Origin of the sequence: Vibrio sp. CAU 1672, from assembly GCF_029223195.1 — a bacterium.
GTDB lineage: Bacteria > Pseudomonadota > Gammaproteobacteria > Enterobacterales > Vibrionaceae > Vibrio.
Genome location: NZ_JARHUF010000019.1, coordinates 23761 through 44743, shown reverse-complemented (window position 1 = coordinate 44743; position 20983 = coordinate 23761). Strand labels below are relative to the sequence as shown.

Below are 20983 nucleotides of genomic sequence, written 5' to 3'. Positions count from 1 at the left end.
TTTGCCTGCAAATATATTTGGCACTATGGTCAGTCTGCGCGTGGGTTATGCTTGGGCAACCCGACAAAGACTAAAAATTACGCTTTTGTGGTTTGTATGGTGAAAAACCATGCAATTACACCTCATAAAAGTGCGATTAGTGCCAAAATTAACTAACTAATCATAGTATCATACCGAAATCATGAAATTAGAAAACACTCTTCAATCAGGTAGCTGCCGACCATGAGAAAAATTGCCATTTTTGGTAGTGCATTTAACCCGCCAAGCCTAGGCCACAAAAGTGTGATTGAATCACTGAGCCATTTTGATCTTGTGCTACTTGAGCCAAGTATTGCACATGCCTGGGGCAAAGAAATGCTCGACTACCCAACTCGGTGCAAACTGGTGGACGCCTTCATTGAGGATATTGCGCTTTCTAACGTTCAACGTTCGGATATGGAGCAAATTCTGTACCAACCCGGACAGAGTGTGACCACGTTTGCGTTGTTGGAAAAAATTCAAGAAAAGTACCCGGCAGCCGATATAACCTTTGTAATTGGTCCGGACAATCTATTTAACTTTGCTAAGTTTTATAAAGCGGAAGAAATCATTAAACGTTGGACGGTAATGGCGTGCCCAGAACGGGTAAAGATCAGAAGTACTGATATTCGTAACGCGATTATCGCCGGAGAGTCGGTAGACAATTTCACCACACCTGGAGTGAGTCATTTACTTCAGAGTGAAGGCTTATATAGGGCACTATCTTGCGGTAGTTGAGAGGTCATATGGTCACAAGGGGTATCCTAAGCGCACTGTTATGGCTGGCGGCAGTCCAGACGAGTATTGCCTGCAGTTATCTCTCCGACCGTTCAGTGGTTTTTAGCGACAATACTCAGGAAGTGTGTGAAGAGGTACTGGATAGTATTGCCAATGCCGAGCTTCTTCACTGGGAGATTGCCAAGTCACAGGCAGAAGGTCCGGTAAAAAGTTATTGGGAGCAGTGGGCAATTCAAAGTGCAGACACCCCGTTAATCACCCAGAACCTGGAAAAAAACTACTTTGGCCTGGGGATTTGGATGCCAGATGAACTGCGTGCAGAAGAGCGCGACATGAGTACAGAGGAATGGCTGAAAAACCATGGATTATTGTTCAGCGTCGGCTTTGGCAATAAAACCGACGGTGAACCGAGAATGCGCTTCGATTATCGCTGGCATGAATTGTATGATGCTGACTGGATGATGCAGATAGAAGTACCATTTTGAACCAATTTCTCATGAAAAAACATAAAGGCGTGCTTCAAGCACGCCTTTGTGTTTTTTGGCTGAACGGGCCGCAGTTGTTATCTGACACGTACTTATCCAGACTGGTATTATGTCATTACAATGTTTGCCCCAGCACTAACTGGCATAGCTGGCAATATTCTTGTTCGCTACCAGAGAAAAACTCGTTAATGATGTCCTCTTTTTTTCCGCCAGACAGTTTTTTCTTTCGGGCTTCACGTACTGTCAGCGCCAGTGATAGCTCTTTCGGCAGCCGGGTATTCCGCTTGGGGTGCCAATGGCTGATTGCAGTTGACAGTTCAGAAACATTTAATTTGGGTTTGAGTGCCAGTACTTCGTGTTTGACGACGGCCAGTAAATCCATCTGGAGCTGGGAACGTGTATCGGTTGTGGCTAATTTTGCCAGTAGTTCGCTAAGTAGAGCAGAAGGCTCAACGTATCCGGCTTGCGTGACAAAGTGGTTTTGCAGGCGAAGCGAAAAATCACAACTGTGGACACGAGAGTTTGGCAAGAAAGTGACGGAACTCAGGCAGCCTTGTGGAATCCAAAATAGTTGACCAGCTTCAATTGCATACTCTTGCTTCCCCAACTTAATAATGGCAAGCCCGGTCACCACAGACAGCAAACGATGCTTGAGCGAGGGTTTGCGTGGGGTGATATGAAGGAATGGGTAGCTATCGTCGTGGAATTCAATTGCGTGATTCATGCTATTTACCTGAGTTTTTGGGGCGCTAAGGGTATACCTAAGTGGTGGGAACATGCAAGTTGGCTAAAAGGCTTCACGCGGTTGTTAGCGGCTAAGCATGTCGACCACGGCGCGTGAATAACGGTGAACATCACATTTCTACGCGCTGAGGCGTACTATTACTGGTATGACCATGTTAAAAGTATGGGCGCGGATGCTGCGGCCCGGCGAAACAATGCGTAGAATGTGCCAGCTTTTTTTAGAATGTAGTGAACAATGACTTCAAACACAGATCCTTATATTGATATTCGCCCGTATAACGACGATGAAATTCCAGCTGCACTGGATCGACTGATCCAGGACGATGAGTTCATCAGTGCGATTTTAGAACACCGCTTTGCCAATAAGGCCGGTTGGTTTAAAACTTTGATGAGCCCAATCCTTCGCATTTATCTGAAAGCTAAATGGCGCAAATTGGATTCGGTGGAAGCCATTCAGTTGGAAGTCAAAAAGTATCTGCATGAGACACTAAAGTCGACGACAGATGGTGTTACTTTTTCAGGTCTGGAAAAATTAGACAAGAATACCTCTTATCTTTTTGTTTCAAACCATCGTGATATAGCAATGGATCCGGCCTTGGTTAACTATGGATTGTTTGCTAACCAACATCGTACGGTGCGTATTGCGATTGGAGATAACCTGCTCAAGAAACCATGTACGACAGAGCTAATGCGGCTGAATAAGAGTTTCATTGTCAAACGTTCAGCGAAAGGGCCACGTGAGATGATGAAAGCCCTGGGGCAGCTCTCTTCTTATATCAAGCACTCTTTAGATACAGGCAACTCGATTTGGATCGCGCAAAAAGAGGGCCGGGCCAAAGATGGTAACGATTTTACCGATCCGGCCATTTTAAAAATGTTTCACGTCGAAGGGCGTAAGCAGAAGGTTGAGTTTGGCGAATACACCCGTTCATTAAAAATTGTCCCGGTAGCGATCTCCTATCAGAACGATCCTTGTGATATTGCCAAAGCAAAAGAGTTGTTTGAAAAAGCCGAGAGCGGTCAATATCAGAAAGGGGAGTTCGAAGATATTGAAAGCATTATCCAGGGTATTGTTGGCTACAAGGGTAAAGTCCATGTGGCTTTCGGAGAGGTTATTGATCAAGCGTTTGCAACGCCGGAAGAACTGGCGGAAGAAATCGATCGCCAGATTCACCAAAATTACCGGGTATTCCCGATTAATTTGCTGGCGGCAGGACGTGAAGATGCTTCTATCACCGACGAGGTCAAACAGCAACTGGCAGATAAACTCAAACAGTTGCCGGAAGGTGCGCAACAATACCTGGTTGCGAGCTATGCTAATCCGGTGAATAATCAACCATAAGCCTAAAGTATTGTGAGGGACGGGTATTCAGCCGAATCTATCTCAGGCGTGTTATTGTTAGATTCGCTGCTCGTTCCTCCTTCGCCGGCTTGGGGCCGGTAATCCCAGCGAAAACTTAAGGCGCGACCGCACCACCTAACGTCAAATTCTCCGGCCATTTTGTAATCCGGTTGCCACCCAGAACGATGTTACCGTTAACCGTCATTGTATTGGGCAATGTCTGGATCGCTGAGCCGCTAATATATAGGTTACCTTCGACAACCAAACCTTCAGGAAGCGCTTCTAAAGGTGTGCGGATCACACTCAGGTCGCCTTTGACTGTTAAGCGGTTAGGTAAGCTTTTTACTGGTGTATCGGTCAGGTTCAGGTAGCCGCCTAGTTTGATTCCTGCCGGCCAACGTTCGATCTGACTGCCAAGCAGATTGGCATAGCCCTGGATTTTGCTTCCTGGGCGGATTGTTTTTAGCCCGCTGTTCGAGGCATCCAGGCTGCCACCTATCTCGAGTCCATTTGGCAGGGCAGGAATACTGGTGCGGGCAATATTAAGATTACCTTTAACGATCAAGCCATCTGGCAGGCTGGTGTAGGGTTTGTTGTGCAGGTCTAAGTTGCCGTAGTTATCGACATGGTTGAGTTTGGCATAGTAATCCAGTTCCATTGCAGAGGATTGGAAACAGGCCGTCAAGGCCGCAAAACAGAGCAATAAACTGCGCATAAAAAAGTATCGATTAGTCATTTCTGGAATCAGAATATCTCAAATTAAAGCGTATACCAATCTTGCCCGGCAGATTGGGAGCAACATCGAATTGGTTAAGCGATCTTTTTGTGAGAAAGTGAAGCGCTTTCAGGAATGTAATCAGTATAGCTGATAAGCTTGCCATAGCATTTTAAGGAGCGTTATGAAATTTTTACCTGGGATCAGAAGCGTGGCTGGTTTGTTATTGATGACCCTAATGACCAATGTCGCTATCGCAAAATCATATACCACACCAGAAGCTAAAGCACTGGTGGTCGCTGATGGTAAAGTCGGCCAGCGAGTCTGTTACTATAACGATAAGGCCTACAGTGTTGGCGCTGTGTTGAAAGTCGAGAATGTGCTGCTGCAATGTACAGCGGCAAACACTTTTGAAACTAACGGTGCATTGAAATGGGTTGTTTATCAGCCCGAGCCGGTCCAGAGAGCAGAGTAAAAAAAAGCGAGCCCCGGCTCGCTTTTGTTATTCTTCCGGCACACGGATTAACGCGTCAAAGAACGAGTTTTTAATTCGAAAATCAGTTTTTCTGCACTAACTTCAAACTTGAAACGTACCGTTAGTTGGGTCGAGTCTTCAGTCAACTCACTTACGTTGTACTCGACACCTTTACATACGGATTTCGCCAGTTCAACGTACTTTGCCAGCTCCGCTTCCAATAATGCTTTGGAGTTTGCAAAAATCGTTACATCAGAGACTTCATCGCCTTCTTTTATGATAAAGCCCATCTCACCTGCACAGCCACAGGCCTCACATACTGGGTTTTGTTCCAATTCGACACTCATAACGAATCCTCTTGTAATTAATATGGCTATTTTAGCAGGTATTTGATCTGTATCTACAAAAATGAATGGTTTTGGCCAAAAAGTACCAGTATGCCGTTTTGTTCAACTAAAGTTAGGCAAGTTTAATTATTGGTCAGGGTTATATTAATGTGATTTATATCTATATTTGGCTGCAAGCCATGTCTGGAGGCATCAGATTTGTGCCGGCTGAGTTGAACTGATAATCGTTTTATTAGACTATTTCTCGATTGAATAACTTCAAGTAGCTATGATGCTTGATCAAACAAACATTGCATGAATATGTGGTTGTAAGCTGGCGCGGAGCGGGTTCCTCACTCTGTTGCGAGTGAGGCAACAAATTATGGTAATGCACCTGTGTTACGGTGTCGTTTGATCATGAAGGGACTGAGCTGTAGTGATGGCCCGATAAGAATGACTTTAATTCTGGCTTCAAGTAGTTTTGAGTTAGATGGATTTACGAAAAGAAGAGCTGAAGATATGCCAAAGCGTAGTAAAGAAGATACCGAAATCACTATCCAGATGATTATGGATGCCGTTGTAGATCAGTTGCTTAGGCTCGGATACGACAAAATGTCGTACACGACATTAAGTCAACAAACGGGTGTATCACGTACCGGTATTAGCCATCATTTCCCGAAAAAAACCGATTTTACCGCCGCGCTGGATGCGCGTATTTTTAAGATGTTTATTGAGCATTTGGAGTTTGATAAAGATCTGGAGGCGTTTTCAGCCAGCTGGATCAAAGCCCTTGATAATTCAGAGTTTCTGGCGATCTTACGTTTACTGTTTCATCATATTGTTATCTCGGAAAACTCGCAGGATTTTGCTGCAAACGGGATTGAGCGCTTGTATAAAATCGCCGAGAGCCAGTTTGGTGCCGCTGGCGGTAAAGAACTCGAATGGTTGATTGGTAAGTCATTGGTCAAAATGAGTAAATAAGGCCTGCTTGGCCAAGCCCAGATTCATTTAAAAGCCCCATGTAAACATGGGGCTTTTTTTGTGATGAGCTTTTTTGTGATGATTAGCGACATGTTCTGGCTAAACGGCGGGGAGAACCTGTGGGAACTTCAGGGTCGGATGAGGGGTAACTAATGCCTGGTAACCGTAAACGCTGAAGATCCGTTCCGACTGCAGCACTTGTGATGGAGTGCCATCACAGACCAGTTTTCCCTCGTGTAACAACACCATGCGATCGGAATACTGGGATGCCAGATTAAGATCATGCAGGACAACAATAACCGCAGCATGGTGTTTTTTGGCGATGTCTCGGGCGATTTGCAGGGTATTGTGCTGGTGGGCAAGATCCAGTGCCGATGTCGGCTCATCAAGCATCAGGATTTTTTTATCACCGGACTGATGGAGCTGAGTCAACACCCGTGCCAGATGCAGGCGCTGTTTCTCTCCGCCGGATAACGACGGGTAGAGGCTGTGTGCGAGGTGAAGCACGCCGGTCTGCTCCATGTAGTGCTGCGCAACTTCACGGGTTTCTTTGCCTGATATGGTCAGAGGAATGGCTCCAAGCTCTACCACCTCCTGAGCGAGAAATGGAAAGTTCAGCGTGCTGTGCTGTGGCAACATGCCCAGATGACGCGCACACAAGTTGGGGTGCCATTGCTCTTTATCTACGCCAAAATAGCTAATTTGGTGAGCAGAGCCGATTTCACCACACAGGAGTTTGAGCAGGGTGCTTTTTCCGGCCCCATTTGGCCCCAACAGTGCCGTGACTTCTCCGGCGCGAATATCAATACTGATGTGGTCCAGAATGGTGCGTTTGCCATAGCGCATGGAAATATCCCGAGCAGATAAAACAACCGAGTTCATTAAAGGAGCTTCCCTTTTTGCTTGAATAACAGAAAAATAAAGAACGGGGCACCGATCAGTGCGGTGACGATCCCAACCGGTAGCTCCGCCGGCGATACTACGGTTCGGGCGAGCATATCCGCGGCCGTCAGGAGCAGGGCGCCCATAAAGGCCGAGATAGGTAACAGTGTCCGGTGATCTGGCCCTGAAAGCATACGGCCAAGGTGAGGGATGACTAATCCGACAAAGCCGATCGCCCCGCAAATACTGACGGTGATCCCGACCCCTACAGCGGTGAGAATGATTAACTGGCGTTTAAGTGATTGTACCTGTATACCAAGATGACGGGCTTCAGCTTCACCAAGCAATAAAGCATTCAGTGCCATTGAACGTCTCTGAAACCACACCAGCAAAATGAGTAAAGTCATCAGGGCGAGGCCAATACTGGACCAATTTGCCCCTGCCAGTGAGCCCATTGACCATAAGCTCAGGTCACGCAGCATTTGGTCGTCGGCAATAAAGTTGAGGTAGCCGATGACCGCTCCTGACAGTGCACTGATGGCCACACCAGCAAGGAGCATGATAGTGACCGAAGTGCCAAACTTTCCGGTACCGAGGGCATAAACAAATATTGTCGTCAGTGCGCCGCCGAGAAAAGCGAAAAGCGGCAGTACGGCCAGGCTCATGAGTAGGGGAGAGCTTTGGCTGACGTCTGCAAACAATACAATGGCCAGCGCACCACCTAACGCGGACCCCGCTGATACCCCAATGATGCCGGGTTCGGCAAGGGGGTTACGGAACAGTCCCTGCATGACCACACCGCAAATGGCTAAAATCGCACCAACAATCAGGCACAGGAGCGTTCTTGGTAAGCGGATCTCATGAATGATGAGTGAAACATGCGGGGCCAGTTCTCTGGTAGGGTTGAACAGGCTATGCAGGCTATCGCCGAAGCTAATGTTCATCGGCCCTACCGTAATGGAACTGATCATTGTGACCACAAGCAGCCCGGTTAACAGGACCATGGTTGAAGTAAAAGGAAGACGTTTTAGCAACATAACTGATCGTTCATCTTGTCATTGAAATAGCATGATTATGGATAAAGTAACGTGTTCAGGCGCTGAGCTTCTGCCAGGCTTTTCAGCCCCAGCCCGCCGACGAGAGCGTGGCCATCAAGGGTGATGATCCGCTTGTGTTGTCCTGCTGGCGTGGCTGCAAGCGTAGGCATTGCATTGAGAATCGCCTCGGGGCCGCCCATTTTCTGGTAGCTTCGCCCGCTGACTAAAATGACGTCGGGCTGCATTTTTATCATTGCCTCTGCTGACAAAGGCTTGTAGGAGTGAATATGCTCAGCGGCCGGATTTTCCCCTCCTGCCAGTTTAATGATCGCATCGGCTGTGGTATCAAGCCCCGCTACATTTGCCGGACGTCCTTCATGGATAAGCAGGAACAACACTCTCTTTTTGGCAGATTTGGCTGGCTGGTTTTGTTTAAGTGCTTCAATTTGAGCCGTGACACTCTTTTTTAAATCGCTTGCCTGAACTTGACGCTCCATAATCTCCGCGATTTGATCGATGCGCTGAAGCAGTCCCGCTACATTTGCTTGTGTATTGACCACTTCAACCTCTACCCCCGCTGACTTTAGCTGCTCTAATGTGCTGTCCGGCCCCATTTCATCTGAGCCAATCACTTTGTCAGGACTCAGGGCCAGCAGACCTTCTGCAGACAGACGGCGGTGGTAGCCTACTTTTGGTAACGGCATCTCTGCCGGAAGTTGACTGGTGACGTCAACGCCAACCAGATTTTCTTGTGCGTTGAGAGCAAGCAATAACTCAGTGACGGCGCTGCCTGCACTTATCACTCGTTGTGGTGACGGGGCCTCACTGGCATAAAGGGTTGCACTTGTAAGCAGAGTCACTGCTGCCGTTAAGGCGGTGCGAATGGTTGATAATGGTGTTTTCATTGGTCCGTTCTTAATTGTAGGTACTTTACTGCGGTTCTTTGGTAAGCAGTTGTGTGGCTTGGATACCGTTTTGTTGTAGAAAGCCTAATAGCTTGACGAGATACTGAATATCAGCGGTTTTTTCTGCACCGATAACAATTGGTTTGTCAGTGGATCTGCTCTGCTCTAATAACGCGAGGGTGAAGTTCTCCCAGTCGATATAAGTTCTGCCATTGATCGCCCAGTAAGGCGCCTCGTTAAGAATGTTTACCGTGATCGATTGTTTATCTACTTCCGCTACGGCTTGTGAGTCCGTGCTTGGCAAATCCACGTCCAGTGAATCAAGCTTTACCGCAGCGGTCAGCATTAGGAAAACCATAACAATAAAAATGATGTCTAGCAGGGGAGTTAAGTCCGGCGTTAATCCATGACTGTTATGCTCTTGAGGTGCTTTAATCATGACGGGATGGCCTCGACTGAGTCAGCGACGGTGACGACCACCTTTGGGTTGTCAGGTGAAACGTGCTGAACTGAAATACCTTCAAGCCACAAATTGACGTAATTTAAAGTGTGCTCATGTTTTGCAATAACGCGGTCCGCCCATAGGCCGATAAGCTGAGCTCCTGAAATGGCGGGCAGAGCGATTATCAAACCCGCGGCGGTGGTGCGCATCGCGAGTCCAAGGCCATCGGCTAAGTCATTGGGAGTAATGTTGCCAGTTGAAGATGCGATGCCTTTGAACATCTCAATTAAGCCCAACACCGTACCAAGTAAACCGATGAGTGGGCTAATCACACCAATCAAAGTCAGCAGACGCAGTCCAGAGTGTAACTGGTGGCGTTTTTCCTGCAGCCAGATACCAGCGGCATCTTCCCGGAGTGATTTGGAAAACGAATGATGGGCCAGCAGCATAGCTACTCCCCGGCATAAAAGCGGACGCTGAGCGGAAAGTTCATCTGCGAGCGCTTCAATGCCTGTGCTCCGGGTAGGGTCTAGTGTGCTAAGTTTCTGCCGAATAACTCTTTTACCTACTCCAAGGCTAATGAGAACTTGAAAGAGCCTTTCGGCGATGATCATTACCGTAAGCGCAGAGCAAATGACCAGGGGCCAGGTCATAAGACCAAACTGGGTTTGTAATTGTTGTAGCTGTTCCATTATCCATCCAACTTAAAACGAACTGGGATTTGAACTCGGTGAGCAACTTGTTGCCCGCCGGAAATATGCGGAGAAAACTGCCATTGTTTAATGGCGCGAAGGGCAGAAATATCCAGCATTTCTGCTCCTGATGATTCAATCAGTACTTGTTTAATTTGCTTGCCGTGTGCATCTAACCAAATCTCATATACCGCAACACCTTCAATGCCGCGTTTTTGTGCCGAGCGTGGGTAACGCGGTTGTACTGGCTGAGAAACAAAGGTTGGTTTGTCCACCAGAACCGCTTGGGCGGTGACTCCTTGAGATTCTGTTGTCGGGGCCACTTTTTGTTCGGGCTCCGGTTTTCTGGCTACGTTGTCTGGTTTCTTTTCTGCTGGTTCAGGTACTTTCTTAGCGACAGGCTTTGGAGGCTGTGGCTTTTTCGGTTTTGCAACCGGCTGCGGTTTAGTCTCAACGGGCTTACTTTTAACCGCTTGCTTTTTAACGATTGGTTTCGCTTCAGATCTTTCTAGCGGCACTGCTTCAGGTTTTGACTGTTTGTTTGGTCCGGGTTCTTTTGGTTCGACCACTTCCTGTGGTGTTGGCTGTGGTTGGGCAGGCTTGGGTGCTGCTACCAAATTTAAGCTCACCGTACTGTTGGGATGACCGGCCGGCATCGCAAACACCTTGGTTTCTTGGGAAACAAAAAGAAGTGCAGCGTGAATCACGAGTGAAGCACTTCCGGCAATAGCATATCTTTTTAGGTTCACAGGTTAATCTCAGTGTCGCTGATGAATGTCGAAGTAAGCGTGATTATTACCCGCAACGGAAATAATATCAATTATCAATTGCATTATCATTTCGTGCAAATTATGATCCGGACAGTTTTTTGATATGAGCCTTGGTCCTATATCTGGTGGGCTTTAAGTGAGTAAATATGAGCGTCGATATCGATAAATTTGACGAATCAATTCTGGGAAGTGACAGCCCTGATCCGCTGCGTTTTGCTTTTGTCAAAAAGCATTCCGCACATGCGGGGGGGAGTAGCACGCCAGTGCCGCCGCCTCAGCAAAGAGAGATTCTTGACAGAATTACCGCGGTAGCAGAGGCACAGAACAACAAACGTTGTTTATATGTGCATGTCCCGTTTTGTCGTGTGCGTTGTACTTTTTGCAATTTTTTCCAAAATGCCGCGAGCCGTAAGCTGGTAGATGAGTATTTCGATGCTCTGATGAAAGAGCTGAAAGAAAAAGCGGCGCTGGCATGGACGCAAAGTGGCACCTTTCATGCGGTATATATTGGTGGTGGCACCCCAACAGATTTGTCACCAGAGCAGATACGTGTCTTGGGCCAGGTTATTCAGGATTATTTCCCACTGGCGGCAGATTGCGAAATCACCCTTGAAGGTCGTATCAACCGTTTCTCTGATGAGCTTTACCAAAGTGCACTGGATGGCGGGTTTAACCGTTTCTCATTTGGTGTGCAGAGCTTCAATACCCAGGTTAGGCGCAGTGCCAAACGCCTTGATGATCGCGAGGTGGTATTACAGCGAATCACGGAGCTGGCGAAAGAAGACCAGATTCCCGTCATTATAGATTTGCTTTATGGCCTGCCTTACCAAACCAGAGAAGTGCTCGAACAAGACTTAAATGACTTTATGTCGACCGGGGCTCATGGCCTGGACTTATACCAGTTAGTGGTGGGCGGTAGCGCGCCGATGTTAAACCTGGTCGAGAAGGGCAAGATCCCCCCACCAGCCACGACGCCGGAAAAAGCCGCTATGTACGAGCTGGGGGCCAACTTTATGGCCAGGCAGCATATGAAGCAGCTAAGCGTGAACCATTGGGCAGTCGATAACCGTGAACGCAGTTTGTACAACAGCTTAGCCAAAACCTATGCCGAAGTGTTGCCGCTAGGCTGTGGCGCCGGCGGTAATATTGGTGGCTATGGCATGATGCAACACCGCAGGTTAGATACTTATGTCCAGGCTGTGAATGAAGGGCAAAGCACCATTGCGATGATGATGAAGCAGAGTCCGCTGGAGCCACTTTTTGCCGCGCTTAAATCTGGCTTTGATCGCGGGATTGTCCAGGCAAGCAAGCTCCCGCTAATTGCCGGTCAGGATAGCTTTGATTTCTTGATGCCATTATTCAGAGTATGGCAGGGCAAGGGTCTGGTTGAGCTTGAAGCGCGCAGTCTGGTGCTGACCCTCGCCGGTAGCTTCTGGGCAGTCTCCTTGGCTCAGGCATGTATTCAGGTATTGACTTCGGAGATGAAGCAAACAATGCCGCAAGTATCGAATAGTTAATCAGAACGAAATGGAAAAATAATGGAATCAATTAAGCAACAGGTTGAGACGCTACTAGCGCAAGAGCCTCAACTGTTACCTGCGGTAATGGCAGAGCGCCTGGGCATCTCTGAGTTTGAAGTGGTCGCAGCTCTTCCGCAAAGCATGGTAGCGCTGGCACCAGGAGACCAGGCGCAGAGCATTCTTGAAAGCCTGGTTGGATTTGGCCCGGTCACGACGATTGTGCAGTCTTTCGGCTCTATCTTTGAAGTAAAAGCGCCATTTCCGAAAGGTAAAGTGGCTCGTGGTTACTACAATCTTATGGGTAAGGACGGTGAGTTGCACGGCCATCTTAAACTCGATAACGTGCAAAACATTGCTTTAGTGAGTAAGCCATTCATGGGACGTGAAAGCCACTACTTCGGCTTTTTCTCCGAGTGTGGTAGCACTGTTTTCAAGATCTACCTCGGCCGTGATAAGAAGCGGGGGCTGTTCGAAGAACAAGTCAGTGTATTTCGCGCGATGCAAGCAGAGCTCAACACGTAATTTTGGCATACGCGCACTGTGTTGATGGAGCGCACGACAGCCGAAGCTGTTCAGTAAAGAATAACCGGGTTTAAACCCGGAAAACTATAATAAGTAAAGTTAGGGATCAAAATGGATCAACAAGTCAAACAAGAACGTTTACAAGGCCGTCTGGGGCCTGAAATAAAGGCGTTTCGCCAGGAGCGCCGTACACTTCAGCTGGCGACTGTCGACGCTAAAGGGCGCCCGAACGTGAGTTACGCTCCTTATGTGCAAAACCAGGAAGGTTACTTTGTTCTTATTTCCCAGATTGCCCGCCACGCGCGCAACCTGCTGGAGAACCCGAATGTTTCTTTGATGATGATCGAGGATGAAGGCTCGTCTAAGCAGTTGTTTGCGCGTAAGCGCCTGACGTTTGATGCGGTTGCCACCGTTGTCGAGCGTGATACGGAAATATGGCAGCAGGTCATTGGTCAAATGCAAGTGCGTTTTGGTGACATCATTGATGGCCTGAGTCAGCTGGAGGACTTTGTTCTGTTCAACCTTAAAGCCGAACAAGGCCTGTTTGTGAAAGGCTTTGGTCAGGCTTATCAGGTTTCCGGTGATGATTTGGTGGATTTTGTTCACCTGCAGGAAGGCCATAAGAAAATCGAAAGCGCCTGATCAGGTGTGCTATGGCAAAATGATGAATGCAAAGAGGGAGTTAGGTTATACTGACTCCCTTTTTTATATCGGGAGAAAAGCATGAGACCAGTAAGCAAGGAACCTGATGAAATCTGTTACCCGTTCATCTATGAAGACAGCCCGGTGTGTGATTTTGAAATCACGGCGGATGAGCTGTGCAGCCGTATCGGGCTGATATTATCCATGGAGCTGGACAGTTTTAGCCGCGATATTCTCACCCGTATGCAGCCGAACCTGTATCACGTTAATGGTTCCGTGCGTGGAAAGTTAGCGATTACGCAAGCAGAACTGGACGAGCTTAAAAGCGATTATGCGGCAATAAAAGCGCATATTGATGGGGGCTTTAAAGGGTTTGTGCTACCCGGCGGGCACCCGGTTGCGAGCCAGCTGCACTTGTGTCGTTGTTTGGCGAAAAAAGTGGTGCGGGCACTGGTGGTGATTGAACATTCCGGTACCAGGCAACCTGATCCGATCTTATTCCGGTACGCCAATTTGCTGGCAAACGTGTTGTACAGCCTGGCATCGTACGTCAACCATACGCAACAAGTGCAGGAAACTGAATTTGTTTCCCGCAGTTACACCGTGGTGAAAAAATAACTTATCGGTCTCTTGCCGTAAGTACGGTTAGGTTAAGAAGCCATTGCCTGTGCTTCCAGCGTTTTCGCGCCGCGCAACATGGCTTCGATCAGCTCACCGGCATTGAATTTCTCCAGCGCTTCATGCGCCCCGACCTGATGGGCCCGGTCGACACAAATTTCACTCGAAAGTGACGTGTGCAGGATCAGGTAGGCCTGGCTCAGCTGGGGATCATTTTGTGCTTCAAACGCAAGTTCATAGCCATCCAGTCCCGGCATTTCGATATCACTGACCAGCAGGTTAACCGGATTATTTGCCTGGGCATCTCGCTTCATCAGCGCCAGGGCATCGCTGCCGTTGTTACAGATCTGATAAGGAATATTGATGTTATCGAGCGCATCGCTGAGCTGCTTGCGTGCGATGGATGAGTCATCAACCAGCAGGATGTTCAGCGCTTTCAACCGTTCACGCTCCACATCGGTGAGCATTGGGATCTTGGCACTTTCATATTGCGGGTAGATTTTCGACAGCAACAGCTCAACATCGAGCATCTGCACGATTTGGTTCTCATAGCGGGTGATCCCGGTGACAAAGATGTTGTTGCCGGCACTTTGCGGTGGCGATTCAATCGATTTCCAGTCGCACTCGATGATCTTTTCGATGCTTCTGACCATAAACGCCACCACGGTTCTCAGGCAGTCAGTGACGATGAGGTAACAGCTCTCATATTCGTCTTTATGGATGGGGCGCAGACCAATCGCGGCCGCCATGTCGATGACTGGTACCGTGAGGTCACGGATGGTCACTGTCCCAATCACATGGTGGTGTGAGTACGGGATCTTGGTCGTTGGCATGTAAGGTACGATTTCACGGACTTTCAGTGTTCCGATTGCAAAATGTTGCTGAAGAGACAGTTTAAACAGCAACATGCCTTGAGACTGATTGGCCTTACTGATTGATTTTGCCATGAAATTACCTTAGCGATGCGACGTTCTTATTTAAAGTATTTCAGTTTAACACGTATTACCTTTAACACCATAATGTAAGTTATTTGAGCTGCATACGAAATTTTCCAAAAAGCGAGTGGTTTAACTTGTTCCGTTCTGTGGAGGTTGCTGTTTTTCTATTTCCTGCTCGCGCATGCGGAATTTTTGTAACTTACCGGTAACGGTCATCGGGAAACGGTCGACAAACCGGATGAACTTGGGAATTTTGAAGTGGGTTAACTCCCCTTGGCAGAAGGATTTCAGTTCGTCTGGTGACATCTCCTCGCCGGGGTGAAGCTGGATCCAGCTTGCGACCTCTTCACCATAGAAGGGATCCGGAACGCCGAACACGGCGACCTGCTGAATTTTCGGATGGGAGAAAAGAAACTCTTCAATTTCACGGGGGTAGATGTTTTCACCGCCGCGTATGATCATTTCTTTGATCCGGCCGGTGATTTTCACGTAGCCTTCGTCATCCATCACCCCCAGGTCGCCCGAATGCAGCCAACCAGCTTGATCAATCGCTTCACGGGTGGCCTCTTCGTTGCCGTAGTAGCCCTGCATGATGTTATACCCGCGGAAGCAGATCTCACCGATTTCGCCCAGTGGCAGCGTAGCCCCGGTGTGAATCTCCACCACTTTGACTTCCTGATGCGGCAGGTTTTTCCCGACGGTTTCGGTGCGCCGGGTCAACGAGTCGTGGATTTCGGTCAGGTGCGTTAGCGGGCCAGCTTCGGTTTGCCCGTAGCCGATGAGGATTTCACGGCAGTTAAGATCCTCCATTACTCTGACCATCAGTGCGGGCGGGCAGGTGGCTCCGGCCATAATACCGGTCCGCAGTGAACTCATGTCATAGTCGGCAAACTCCGGCAGTTCCATCTCAGCAATGAACATGGTCGGCACGCCATGCAGCGCGGTACACTTTTCGCTGTCGACAGCCTGCAGGGTGGCCTGGGGATCAAAATGCTCAGACGGGATGACAATACACGCGCCGACGGATAAACACGTCAGGTTGGCGAGCACCATGCCAAAGCAGTGGTAAAACGGTACCGGTACACACAGTTTGTCTTGTTCAGTAAAACGCATCGCCAGCGCGGCAAAATAGGCGTTGTTGAGAATGTTAAAGTGCGTCAGCATCACCGCTTTAGGGAAACCGGTGGTCCCTGAGGTGTACTGGATATTGATCGGGTCGTCACAGTCGAGGCTCGCGCAGTGCTGCTCTAATTGTTGGCTAGTTACTGACGCCCCCGCAGCAACAATATCTGACCAGACACCAAAACCCGGGGCCGGGCGTTTGGTTTGCTGCGGATGGGCCGGATCATAGATCACCACTGAGCGTAAATGAGGGAACTCGGCATTCTCCAGGGGGGCTGCCGGCGTTTGTCTCGCTTCGTTGAGCTGTGGCAGCAGGGCTTGCAGCATCGCCACATAATTGCTGTCACGAAATGACGGGATGACAAACAGGCCCTGAACCTCGGAACATTGCAGCGCATACGCCAGCTCGCGTTGTCGGTATGCCGGATTGATATTGACCAGGATCGCCCCAATCCGTGCAGTCGCCATTTGCAGTACCAGCCACTCAAGGTTGTTGGTTGACCAGACTCCAATCCGGTCTCCTTTAGTAAATCCTGCACCCAGCAGGCCTTTGGCCAGAATATCTATCTCATCGCTCAGCGCCTGGTAAGACAAACGCCGTTGCTGGGGGATGGACACCACTGCCTCACGATCGGGGTACTGACGGGCCATTGCAATAAAGTGCTCGGCGATGGTTTTACCGATTAAGGGCTGGCTTCCGCCACGATGGAAATAACTTTTGGCGACCATATTGCCTTCCTTACTGAATCAGGTACGTGTTTACAGGAAATGGGGCGCGGTTGAAAACAGCGAATAACGCCGGTTTGCCATCGCCCGTTTCAAGCGTGCCTTGGCCAGTTGGAGCGCCGCCTCACGTGGCAACAAAGATTGGCTGCCAGCCAAGCTGAGCACTTGTTCGGTATTGCGCCGTATTTTTTCTTCAATCGATTGAAAAGCGGCGTCCTGGGTAGCGCCGTGGTATTCCATGGCTGCACAAATCACGCCACCCGCGTTGGCAATAAAATCCGGCAGGCACAGGATCCCGTGCTGGTGCAGATACGCTTCTGCCCCGGGAGTGCACGGAATATTGGCACCTTGTACCACTACCTTAGCTTTCAGGCGCTGGACGTTGTCGTCGTTGATCACATCGGGCCGTGCCGCCGGTATCCAGATATCACAGTCCAGATCCAGCAAATGGTCTGGGCTGATGATGCTAGCACCGTCGTAATCTATGACAGATTGTCCGGCGTCTTTGAGCGCCATCAGTGCGTTAACATCCAGTCCGCCTGGCTGATGGATCGCCCCGCGTGAGTCAGACACACCGACCAGCAGCGCACCGCGCTGTGCCAGAAAGCGGCTGACATGTTTGCCGACCGCGCCAAAGCCCTGGACAACAAACCGCGCGCTCTGGAGACTGAAGCCACGCTCACTGGCAACGACGTCAATCGCATGCGATAGTCCCCAGCCGGTCGCGCCGAGTTGATCCAGCGGGATCCCGCCCAGTTCCTGGGGCAGGCCAACCACCCGGCCCACTTCATCACGAATCCACGCCATACAAGTCTCATCCATGCCCATATCCGGGGCAAAAATGTAGCTTTCTTCATTACGCAGTGCCTGACAGAATGCCCGCACCAGCGCCTGCTTTTCTGCTTCAGGCATTTTGGGATCGGCGCAGATAACGGCTTTGCCACCGCCATGTGGTAGCCCCGCTGCGGCGTTTTTGAACGTCATCGCTCTCGCCAGGCGGAAACACTCTTCCAGCGTCACATCAGAGGCCATACGGATACCGCCGATGGAAGGGCCAAGTGCGACATTATCGACAATCAGTGCCGCTTTGAGATTAACCGAGGGCTCATAAACCTGAATGACTTTGAAAGGTCCGAATTGATCAGAAAAGGGGAAATCTAACTTCAACATAATCATATGCCTATCATTCGATACTGTTTATAAGATAGTCGGCTTTGTGGTGGTTGTGCGGTGTGGTGGTAAAAAAAAGTTGTTAGAGTGAGCAGGGTCAGATGCCAACGCCATAAGCATTAATGTGTTGATTTTCGATTATTTACAGGCGAACGCTAATGGGCCTCTGGTCTAGGCGGGCTGGGAGTGGGTTAAACAGCTGCCACTGTTTTGTTGGTGCCAGCCTTGAGCTTGACCCCCGATTTTGGGTAAACTTGCGCGTTCGATATTTTGAGAGGCACATCCATGGCAAACACCGCAGCCGCTTTACATATTCTGGTAAAGCACAAAGAACAAGCTGAAGACATCATCAAGCAGCTGAAGAAAGGCGCTAAATTTCAAACGCTGGCAAAAAAATATTCAACCTGTCCTTCGGGTAAACGGGGCGGTGACCTGGGTGAGTTTCGCCGCGGCCAGATGGTGCCACAGTTTGATAAAGTCTGTTTTAGTGGTGAAGTGCTGACCCCGCACCTGGTCAAAACCAAGTTCGGCTGGCATGTAGTGAAAGTGTTGTATCGTACGTAAGACTCAGAGTCTGCTTAGATACAGTAAGCTGGCTTTCGGGTGGCTTAAACACTATCTGAACTCACTCATACATTCTCTGACACTATGGCAGGTGCGACTCGATTCGTTCTTCTCATTAGCCTGCCATTTTTGAACTCATTAATGCCCCGTTTTGTTTTTTAATCCACAATCTCCCTCATTTTTTTGACTTACATTGATTACATTTTGCTGGTGGTGAGTTATTGCATTGGCTGCAAATGGTCTTATCAACTAACAGCTAAGTAGAAAGTCAAATGAGTTCATTTCAATTACACCACTACCTCCCTCGTTTCTATGTGAAACATTTCGTTGACGATAAATTGCAGTTTTGGGTAGGGAATCAGGACAAGAAGAACCTGGATATGGCAGCCAAGGAGCATTGAGAGTGGCATGGCTGACCGCGACAGATCCGTTTTCCTATTCTTGCCATTGTTCTATTCTCGAGACTATGCAGTAGTTGTCAGCCCCCTTGTTGGAAAATGCAGAATCCGGCTTCTATTCTGAGCTAAAAGGTCTTGATGGGATTTGTGTCGTACCCGTTGCCATTTCATCTGGCAAATGGAGTTCCCCGGCTAAGTAAGGAACTCGCCCAACACGGAGTATTGTGCCATGCGTCATTCATTATTCTTGTCGACCCTGTTGCTGTCGTTTGCGTCGGCGCAGGCGGCTGTACCAGAAAGCCTGACCCTCCCGCAGGCTTACCCCGAGAGCCGTCCCGGTATCATCCATACTACGCCACCTCCCGCCTATGCACCGGATCGCATTTTGGTCAAATTTCGCCCCGGCGCAGCGGCGTCTGAGGTGGGGGAACTGATGCGTGAGAGCCACGCCAAGTCTCTCAAGGTGATAGCTGGCATTGAGGTGCATGTACTGCAGGTACCCGCCGGGACGGTGCAAACGCAGTTAATCCGGTTTAACCAGAACCCCAACGTATTGTACGCCGAGCCCGATCTCAACCGCATCACCACTGTCCAGTACATTCCCACTGAAGGAGATAGTGCCAATATCTACGCCAGTGATTACTTCTCTGAGCAGTGGGGGCTCAACAATACCGGCCAGACACATTCGGTGGTTGTAAATGATCCCCTGTTTGGCCCGTATCTGGACGCCGCGTCCGGGCTGCCTGGTGCCGATATCAATGCGCCCGAAGCCTGGGCTGTTACTAAAGGCGATCCGGCCGTCAAGATAGCCATCCTTGATTCCGGTATCGATTGCCGTATGGCAGGAGACACAGTCAGTAGCATTGAGTTCGGCAACGGCAAATGTGTCGAGCAACAGAAATTCGTCACCGACTACCAAAGCGATACCCTTGAGGATGTGCTTGGGCACGGCACCCATGTCGCTGGCATCGCAGCCGGTCAGACCGACAACGGTATTGGTATTGCCGGGGTTGGTTTCAACAGTTCCGTCGGCAACCTGAAGGCCTGCTACGAATACCTGATCTATGTCTGCGACCCCTTTTTCGGATGTATCCTCACCAGCGCCATGGGCGTATGTCCGCTGTCCTCATCAATCGATGCCATCACCTATGCCGCCGATAATGGCTACCACGTGGTCAACATGAGTTATGCCTCCGATGAAATCGATGCCGACAGCAACCCGGTTAGCCTGGCCGGTTACAGCCAGTCGGAAAACGATGCCGTTAACTACGCCTGGGGAAAAGGCGTATTGCTGGTGAGCGCGGCCGGTAACGCAGGGGACCCGATCAAAAACTACCCCGCGGCCTACGACAACGTCATAGCCGTAGGTGCCACCGATGACGATGACAACCGGGCCAGTTTTTCCACTTATGGCAGCGATTGGGTGTCGCTGCTGGCACCCGGTGATAATATCCTCTCCACGCTGCCCAATGAGTTATGTGGCAGCTTCGATTACGACAATGACGCCTGTGTTCACTGGCAGTCCGGCACCTCCATGGCCAGCCCTCATGTCGCCGGTGCCGCCGCTTTGCTCTGGGCAGACAAATATGCGGACCAGTTGTCCGATCCAGCGGCTTGTCAGGACGCTTCCGGCGTAGCGTGCAACCAGATGATCCGCATGATGCTGGAACAGGGGGCCGATCCGACTGGCGCTGGTGGCCAGGATCTGCTGAGCATCTCCCAATACGGACGGCTTAATCTGGTTGGCGCCCTGACCGCAACCCCTTCAGAACCGCCGCCTAAGGTGGTTACAGCGCCGGAGAATCTCTCGATAGCCGTCAACAGTAGCATTGTCTCGCTTGATTGGGACTATTTTGGGGATCAGGATGGCATTGCTGGCTTTAGGGTTGAGCGCGAGAGCTGGAATGCCAAACGCAACCGATGGCAAAGCCTGACCAACTGGGAGGTTCTTGATCCAACGGCAACGACATTCGAAGATTCCAGTGCCAGTGGCGAAGTGCATTACCGGGTTGGCACCATCCAGCAAAGCGATGGTTCCGTGTTCTGGAGTGACTGGACCATCAACGTCACAGTTGCCGGCAAGGGCGGCGGTAAAGGTGGTGGCAAAGGAGGGGGCAAACCGAACAAATGATCACCCTGAAAAGAGGCCCGCAGATGTGGGCCTTTTGTTTACTTTCAGGTTAGTGCTGTTTGTATTTAAACTCGCATGAC

The 20983-nt window shown here is 49.6% G+C and carries 24 protein-coding genes; 12 read left to right on the top strand and 12 right to left on the bottom strand.

Going from position 1 to position 20983, the window contains the following annotated elements:
* Positions 1 to 222: 222 nt before the first annotated feature.
* Together P2G85_RS15930 and P2G85_RS15925 are read left to right on the top strand one after the other, a co-directional pair.
* Complete coding sequence (locus tag P2G85_RS15930) at positions 223 to 756, top strand: nicotinate-nicotinamide nucleotide adenylyltransferase (RefSeq protein ID WP_275865052.1); 534 nt, start codon at positions 223 to 225, stop codon at positions 754 to 756.
* An 8-nt stretch (positions 757 to 764) separates the two neighbouring features.
* Positions 765 to 1241, top strand: coding sequence for a hypothetical protein (locus tag P2G85_RS15925; protein ID WP_275865051.1), 477 nt, complete (start codon positions 765 to 767; stop codon positions 1239 to 1241).
* A gap of 115 nt (positions 1242 to 1356) precedes the next feature.
* Here P2G85_RS15925 and P2G85_RS15920 read toward each other — a convergent pair whose 3' ends face one another.
* Positions 1357 to 1965 (bottom strand): AraC family transcriptional regulator, encoded by a 609-nt coding sequence (locus P2G85_RS15920; protein ID WP_275865050.1) that lies wholly within the window; start codon positions 1963 to 1965, stop codon positions 1357 to 1359.
* Positions 1966 to 2220: 255 nt separating this feature from the next.
* On the opposite strand from P2G85_RS15920, the gene P2G85_RS15915 reads away from it, so the two are divergent.
* Positions 2221 to 3327, top strand: a complete 1107-nt coding sequence (locus tag P2G85_RS15915; RefSeq protein WP_275865049.1) for a 1-acyl-sn-glycerol-3-phosphate acyltransferase — start codon at positions 2221 to 2223, stop codon at positions 3325 to 3327.
* Between the two features lie 115 nt (positions 3328 to 3442).
* Here P2G85_RS15915 and P2G85_RS15910 read toward each other — a convergent pair whose 3' ends face one another.
* Positions 3443 to 4042, bottom strand: coding sequence for a hypothetical protein (locus P2G85_RS15910; RefSeq protein ID WP_275865077.1), 600 nt, complete (start codon positions 4040 to 4042; stop codon positions 3443 to 3445).
* A gap of 184 nt (positions 4043 to 4226) precedes the next feature.
* On the opposite strand from P2G85_RS15910, the gene P2G85_RS15905 reads away from it, so the two are divergent.
* On the top strand, positions 4227 to 4517 hold the full coding sequence (locus tag P2G85_RS15905) for a DUF1496 domain-containing protein (protein ID WP_275865048.1): 291 nt from the start codon (positions 4227 to 4229) through the stop codon (positions 4515 to 4517).
* A 47-nt stretch (positions 4518 to 4564) separates the two neighbouring features.
* On the opposite strand, the gene P2G85_RS15900 is transcribed toward P2G85_RS15905, so the two are convergent.
* Positions 4565 to 4864 carry a YfcZ/YiiS family protein gene (locus P2G85_RS15900; RefSeq protein ID WP_275865047.1) on the bottom strand — a complete coding sequence of 100 codons (300 nt, stop codon included), beginning with the start codon at positions 4862 to 4864 and terminating at the stop codon, positions 4565 to 4567.
* 498 nt (positions 4865 to 5362) lie between these two features.
* Here P2G85_RS15900 and P2G85_RS15895 point away from each other — a divergent pair, with 498 nt between their 5' ends.
* Entirely contained in the window at positions 5363 to 5824 is a 462-nt protein-coding gene (locus P2G85_RS15895) for a TetR/AcrR family transcriptional regulator (RefSeq protein WP_275865046.1), read from the top strand.
* 99 nt (positions 5825 to 5923) lie between these two features.
* Here P2G85_RS15895 and P2G85_RS15890 read toward each other — a convergent pair whose 3' ends face one another.
* Genes P2G85_RS15890 through P2G85_RS15865 form a run of 6 tightly spaced genes read right to left on the bottom strand, consistent with a single transcriptional unit; the run spans position 5924 to position 10531 of the window.
* Complete coding sequence (locus P2G85_RS15890; RefSeq protein ID WP_275865045.1) at positions 5924 to 6706, bottom strand: heme ABC transporter ATP-binding protein; 783 nt, start codon at positions 6704 to 6706, stop codon at positions 5924 to 5926.
* Positions 6706 to 7743, bottom strand: a complete 1038-nt coding sequence (locus P2G85_RS15885) for an iron ABC transporter permease (RefSeq protein WP_275865044.1) — start codon at positions 7741 to 7743, stop codon at positions 6706 to 6708. The genes P2G85_RS15890 and P2G85_RS15885 overlap by 1 nt, the downstream gene beginning before the upstream one ends.
* A 35-nt stretch (positions 7744 to 7778) precedes the next feature.
* Positions 7779 to 8648: a helical backbone metal receptor gene (locus tag P2G85_RS15880; protein ID WP_275865043.1), complete on the bottom strand. Its 870-nt coding sequence runs from the start codon at positions 8646 to 8648 to the stop codon at positions 7779 to 7781.
* Between the two features lie 25 nt (positions 8649 to 8673).
* Complete coding sequence (locus tag P2G85_RS15875; RefSeq protein ID WP_275865042.1) at positions 8674 to 9087, bottom strand: biopolymer transporter ExbD; 414 nt, start codon at positions 9085 to 9087, stop codon at positions 8674 to 8676.
* Positions 9084 to 9782 carry a MotA/TolQ/ExbB proton channel family protein gene (locus P2G85_RS15870; RefSeq protein WP_275865041.1) on the bottom strand — a complete coding sequence of 233 codons (699 nt, stop codon included), beginning with the start codon at positions 9780 to 9782 and terminating at the stop codon, positions 9084 to 9086. The genes P2G85_RS15875 and P2G85_RS15870 overlap by 4 nt, the downstream gene beginning before the upstream one ends.
* Positions 9782 to 10531 carry an energy transducer TonB gene (locus P2G85_RS15865; RefSeq protein ID WP_275865040.1) on the bottom strand — a complete coding sequence of 250 codons (750 nt, stop codon included), beginning with the start codon at positions 10529 to 10531 and terminating at the stop codon, positions 9782 to 9784. The genes P2G85_RS15870 and P2G85_RS15865 overlap by 1 nt, the downstream gene beginning before the upstream one ends.
* A gap of 167 nt (positions 10532 to 10698) precedes the next feature.
* Between P2G85_RS15865 and hutW the strand changes: the two genes are divergently transcribed.
* From hutW to P2G85_RS15845, 4 genes are all read left to right on the top strand, one after another.
* Positions 10699 to 12069 carry a heme anaerobic degradation radical SAM methyltransferase ChuW/HutW gene (gene hutW / locus P2G85_RS15860; RefSeq protein WP_275865039.1) on the top strand — a complete coding sequence of 457 codons (1371 nt, stop codon included), beginning with the start codon at positions 10699 to 10701 and terminating at the stop codon, positions 12067 to 12069.
* A gap of 21 nt (positions 12070 to 12090) precedes the next feature.
* Positions 12091 to 12594, top strand: coding sequence for a heme utilization cystosolic carrier protein HutX (gene hutX / locus P2G85_RS15855; protein ID WP_275865038.1), 504 nt, complete (start codon positions 12091 to 12093; stop codon positions 12592 to 12594).
* A gap of 111 nt (positions 12595 to 12705) precedes the next feature.
* Entirely contained in the window at positions 12706 to 13236 is a 531-nt protein-coding gene (gene hutZ, locus P2G85_RS15850; RefSeq protein ID WP_275865037.1) for a heme utilization protein HutZ, read from the top strand.
* 81 nt (positions 13237 to 13317) lie between these two features.
* Entirely contained in the window at positions 13318 to 13854 is a 537-nt protein-coding gene (locus tag P2G85_RS15845) for an ATP:cob(I)alamin adenosyltransferase (protein WP_275865036.1), read from the top strand.
* 32 nt (positions 13855 to 13886) lie between these two features.
* On the opposite strand, the gene P2G85_RS15840 is transcribed toward P2G85_RS15845, so the two are convergent.
* The 3 genes from P2G85_RS15840 to P2G85_RS15830 form a co-directional block, all read right to left on the bottom strand.
* Positions 13887 to 14801 carry a chemotaxis protein gene (locus P2G85_RS15840; protein ID WP_275865035.1) on the bottom strand — a complete coding sequence of 305 codons (915 nt, stop codon included), beginning with the start codon at positions 14799 to 14801 and terminating at the stop codon, positions 13887 to 13889.
* Positions 14802 to 14921: 120 nt separating this feature from the next.
* Positions 14922 to 16643 (bottom strand): AMP-binding protein, encoded by a 1722-nt coding sequence (locus tag P2G85_RS15835; protein WP_275865034.1) that lies wholly within the window; start codon positions 16641 to 16643, stop codon positions 14922 to 14924.
* Between the two features lie 30 nt (positions 16644 to 16673).
* Entirely contained in the window at positions 16674 to 17810 is a 1137-nt protein-coding gene (locus P2G85_RS15830; protein WP_275865033.1) for a Glu/Leu/Phe/Val dehydrogenase, read from the bottom strand.
* A 285-nt stretch (positions 17811 to 18095) separates the two neighbouring features.
* Here P2G85_RS15830 and ppiC point away from each other — a divergent pair, with 285 nt between their 5' ends.
* From ppiC to P2G85_RS15815, 3 genes are all read left to right on the top strand, one after another.
* Positions 18096 to 18374, top strand: coding sequence for a peptidylprolyl isomerase PpiC (gene ppiC / locus P2G85_RS15825; RefSeq protein WP_005375342.1), 279 nt, complete (start codon positions 18096 to 18098; stop codon positions 18372 to 18374).
* A gap of 272 nt (positions 18375 to 18646) precedes the next feature.
* The gene (locus P2G85_RS15820) at positions 18647 to 18775 is read left to right on the top strand and encodes a hypothetical protein (protein WP_275865032.1); all 129 of its coding nucleotides are present in this window, start codon (positions 18647 to 18649) and stop codon (positions 18773 to 18775) included.
* Between the two features lie 226 nt (positions 18776 to 19001).
* Positions 19002 to 20903, top strand: a complete 1902-nt coding sequence (locus P2G85_RS15815) for a S8 family serine peptidase (RefSeq protein WP_275865031.1) — start codon at positions 19002 to 19004, stop codon at positions 20901 to 20903.
* Positions 20904 to 20983 lie beyond the last annotated feature (80 nt).

What these genes read in the sequence shown, in the direction of transcription:
- P2G85_RS15905 (WP_275865048.1), top strand. Translation starts at nt 4,227, where the DNA reads ATGAAATTTTTACCTGGGATCAGAAGCGTGGCTGGTTTGTTATTGATG.
- P2G85_RS15885 (WP_275865044.1), bottom strand. Translation starts at nt 7,743, where the DNA reads ATGTTGCTAAAACGTCTTCCTTTTACTTCAACCATGGTCCTGTTAACC.
- hutZ (WP_275865037.1), top strand. Translation starts at nt 12,706, where the DNA reads ATGGATCAACAAGTCAAACAAGAACGTTTACAAGGCCGTCTGGGGCCT.
- P2G85_RS15815 (WP_275865031.1), top strand. Translation starts at nt 19,002, where the DNA reads ATGCGTCATTCATTATTCTTGTCGACCCTGTTGCTGTCGTTTGCGTCG.
- hutW (WP_275865039.1), top strand. Translation starts at nt 10,699, where the DNA reads ATGAGCGTCGATATCGATAAATTTGACGAATCAATTCTGGGAAGTGAC.
- P2G85_RS15910 (WP_275865077.1), bottom strand. Translation starts at nt 4,042, where the DNA reads ATGCGCAGTTTATTGCTCTGTTTTGCGGCCTTGACGGCCTGTTTCCAA.
- P2G85_RS15900 (WP_275865047.1), bottom strand. Translation starts at nt 4,864, where the DNA reads ATGAGTGTCGAATTGGAACAAAACCCAGTATGTGAGGCCTGTGGCTGT.
- P2G85_RS15830 (WP_275865033.1), bottom strand. Translation starts at nt 17,810, where the DNA reads ATGTTGAAGTTAGATTTCCCCTTTTCTGATCAATTCGGACCTTTCAAA.
- P2G85_RS15880 (WP_275865043.1), bottom strand. Translation starts at nt 8,648, where the DNA reads ATGAAAACACCATTATCAACCATTCGCACCGCCTTAACGGCAGCAGTG.
- P2G85_RS15875 (WP_275865042.1), bottom strand. Translation starts at nt 9,087, where the DNA reads ATGATTAAAGCACCTCAAGAGCATAACAGTCATGGATTAACGCCGGAC.
- P2G85_RS15925 (WP_275865051.1), top strand. Translation starts at nt 765, where the DNA reads ATGGTCACAAGGGGTATCCTAAGCGCACTGTTATGGCTGGCGGCAGTC.
- P2G85_RS15930 (WP_275865052.1), top strand. Translation starts at nt 223, where the DNA reads ATGAGAAAAATTGCCATTTTTGGTAGTGCATTTAACCCGCCAAGCCTA.
- P2G85_RS15840 (WP_275865035.1), bottom strand. Translation starts at nt 14,801, where the DNA reads ATGGCAAAATCAATCAGTAAGGCCAATCAGTCTCAAGGCATGTTGCTG.
- P2G85_RS15915 (WP_275865049.1), top strand. Translation starts at nt 2,221, where the DNA reads ATGACTTCAAACACAGATCCTTATATTGATATTCGCCCGTATAACGAC.
- P2G85_RS15920 (WP_275865050.1), bottom strand. Translation starts at nt 1,965, where the DNA reads ATGAATCACGCAATTGAATTCCACGACGATAGCTACCCATTCCTTCAT.
- P2G85_RS15835 (WP_275865034.1), bottom strand. Translation starts at nt 16,643, where the DNA reads ATGGTCGCCAAAAGTTATTTCCATCGTGGCGGAAGCCAGCCCTTAATC.
- hutX (WP_275865038.1), top strand. Translation starts at nt 12,091, where the DNA reads ATGGAATCAATTAAGCAACAGGTTGAGACGCTACTAGCGCAAGAGCCT.
- P2G85_RS15820 (WP_275865032.1), top strand. Translation starts at nt 18,647, where the DNA reads ATGAGTTCATTTCAATTACACCACTACCTCCCTCGTTTCTATGTGAAA.
- P2G85_RS15895 (WP_275865046.1), top strand. Translation starts at nt 5,363, where the DNA reads ATGCCAAAGCGTAGTAAAGAAGATACCGAAATCACTATCCAGATGATT.
- P2G85_RS15845 (WP_275865036.1), top strand. Translation starts at nt 13,318, where the DNA reads ATGAGACCAGTAAGCAAGGAACCTGATGAAATCTGTTACCCGTTCATC.
- P2G85_RS15890 (WP_275865045.1), bottom strand. Translation starts at nt 6,706, where the DNA reads ATGAACTCGGTTGTTTTATCTGCTCGGGATATTTCCATGCGCTATGGC.
- P2G85_RS15870 (WP_275865041.1), bottom strand. Translation starts at nt 9,782, where the DNA reads ATGGAACAGCTACAACAATTACAAACCCAGTTTGGTCTTATGACCTGG.
- ppiC (WP_005375342.1), top strand. Translation starts at nt 18,096, where the DNA reads ATGGCAAACACCGCAGCCGCTTTACATATTCTGGTAAAGCACAAAGAA.